The organism is Ferroplasma sp. Type II, from assembly GCF_000496155.1.
Genome location: NZ_KI542841.1, coordinates 6,995 through 9,469, shown reverse-complemented (window position 1 = coordinate 9,469; position 2,475 = coordinate 6,995). Strand labels below are relative to the sequence as shown.

Genomic DNA, 2,475 nt, shown 5'->3' with positions numbered 1-2,475 from the left:
CGAGACATACTCCCATTACAGGCATTTCATTGCTTTTTTCCCTGATAATTCCCTTAAGGGTTTCAGTGACTCATGTGCTGGGTCTCCTGGCCCATTTGGTATAAAAATTGCATCATAGTGGAACTTTATGCTGAAAAAATCATAGTTGTAGGGAACTATATGCAGTGAAGCTGTTTCGCTCAATCTTTTTATGAGGCTATTTTTTGTTCCCACATCCACAAACAGTAGCTCTTTTTTGTGGCCCGAATCATAATACTGGTATTTTTTCCTTGATACCTGTGATACAAGGTCAAGTTTCATTGTATCTTCAAATGTATCCGGCAATTCATTTATATTTCTAATATAACCCTTAATTGCCCCAGCTTTTCTGATTTTCTCAACCAGTGATCTTGTGTCTATTCCGTCTATTGCCGGAACTCTGTTTGCCTTCAAAAAATCATTGAACCCAACCCCTGAATCGCCACCGGAAAGAATACTATGTGCATCCTTTGTAATAATCCCGGCAACCTGGATCCTCTCAGATTCCATATGCTCCATGCTTAATGGATAGTTGGCAATTTCAGGAAATGCAAAAATTAGTATTTCACCGGCATATGATGGATCTGTAATAGTTTCAAGGTATCCGGACATTGAAGTCGTGAAAACTATTTCCCCGTTTGCTTCCCCCTCATAGCCATAAGCATTGCCCTCATAGGTGGTTCCGTCTTCCAGTAATAAATATCTTTTCATTTAAATCTTAAAAAACCTAATTTCAACTTTAAATATATCATTTTCTATTCATTTTTACATTTTTCATGATAATGTAATATATTTACTGTAAATTCAAATGACCCTTTCATTATCCTTAATCAACCTCCATATTTATGTATTTCCTTAATGACCATTCCTCATTGATATCAATTGCTATTGAAACAACCAATCTCATTAATGAATCATTGTTTGGAAATGCTGCAATCTTCCTTGTCCTTCTTTTTAATTCCCTGTTCAACCTTTCTGTTACATTGTTTGTATGTATTTTCCTGTAATGCTGTTCAGGGAATGATATATATGAATACAATGAATCATACCAGCCATAGAACATGTCAATGGCTTTATCAAGATGCATTTCCTCCATTCTATCTATGGCTACCTTAAACAATGATTCATCAATTAGAGCCTCTGAAACTATTCTTGATATGGATTTCCACTGGTCTTTTCCCATTGTTTTCCTTAAATTCTTTAGGAAATGGAAATGGCAGTACTGCCATAATGAACCAGGAAATGATTCCTTAACAGATTTCATTATTCCCTTATGGCCATCTGATATTACCAGTTTAACTCCAGATAATCCCCTTTCCTGTAATTTATAAAAGAAGTTATTCCAGTCTATTTCATCCTCTGAATTGTATATGTCCATGGATAATATCTGCCTTATGCCTTTACTGTTTACGCCTATTGATATGTACAGTGCCATTGATTTGTATTTTCCATTCTCCCTGATTTTGAAGTATGATGCATCTATGTATAGGTATATTATTTTATCATCTATTCTTGTTTCTAAGAATTCTTTTACCTTAATATCTAGCTCCTTGTTCAATGATGATACATATCCAGGTGATACCTTAACACCAAGTTTGTTTATTACATTATTAATAGACCTTGTGGAAACACCATTAATGTATGATTCAACTATTACTGATTCTAATGCCTTTTCAACAGTGGAGTATTTGTCAAATACTGATGTTGTGAATGAACCTGATCTAATATCCGGCTTATCAAGAATTAATTCTCCATCCACTGTATTCAACTTCCTCTTCTTATAGCCATTCCTGTAACCCTTTCTTTCATTATTCCTCTCGTATTTATCAGCCTTTAACTGTTCAATGGCCTCCTCATCCATTACATTGTTTAAGAACCATGTAATCAACTCTTTCTTTCCTTCTTTTCTATCTTCAACGAAAAGCTTTATTAATTCTTCTATACTTATTAATTGACTCTTTGCTTGTGTCATTTTTATCACTTTAATTTTGACATTGCAAAGAGTCATTTTAAATTTACAGTAAAACAATTACATTATCGGATTATATAATAGAAAAATACTATAATAAATAATTCCTCTTTGAAATACCTTAAAAATTAAACAGATACTATTTAATCAACCATAAAAATAAAATTTTAGGGCTAAGATTACAGAATTCTTAAAAAATTAATTTATGGATAATTTAGGTATTCTTTCCATCATGGGGTTCAAACAGTTAATAAATAGTATTATATATATTTGTAATATGTTGTCATAAGTATCATGGGAAAACTCTATACCATAAGGGATGCCTGTAAAATACTCCAACTCAATCCGAACACACTCAGGAAGTGGGACAGGGAAGGAAAGATCAGGTGTGTCAGGCTCTCGAATAACTTCCGGCGTGTGCCTGAGAGCGAGATCAATCGTATACTCGGCATAAAAAATAACAGGATGTCTTTCATCTATGCAAGGGT

General features: G+C 33.7%; 3 protein-coding genes. 1 reads left to right on the top strand and 2 read right to left on the bottom strand.

Annotated elements, in window-relative coordinates; genetic code table 11:
- Window positions 1-15: 15 nt before the first annotated feature.
- Both AMDU4_RS13670 and AMDU4_RS13665 read right to left on the bottom strand, forming a co-directional pair.
- The gene (locus AMDU4_RS13670; RefSeq protein ID WP_021788517.1) at window positions 16-729 is read right to left on the bottom strand and encodes a carbamoyl-phosphate synthase domain-containing protein; all 714 of its coding nucleotides are present in this window, start codon (window positions 727-729) and stop codon (window positions 16-18) included.
- 115 nt (window positions 730-844) lie between these two features.
- Window positions 845-1,990: an IS256 family transposase gene (locus AMDU4_RS13665; protein ID WP_021788516.1), complete on the bottom strand. Its 1,146-nt coding sequence runs from the start codon at window positions 1,988-1,990 to the stop codon at window positions 845-847.
- A gap of 291 nt (window positions 1,991-2,281) precedes the next feature.
- Here AMDU4_RS13665 and AMDU4_RS13660 point away from each other — a divergent pair.
- The coding region (locus AMDU4_RS13660; RefSeq protein WP_290705561.1) for a helix-turn-helix domain-containing protein at window positions 2,282-2,475 on the top strand (194 nt) is incomplete at its 3' end.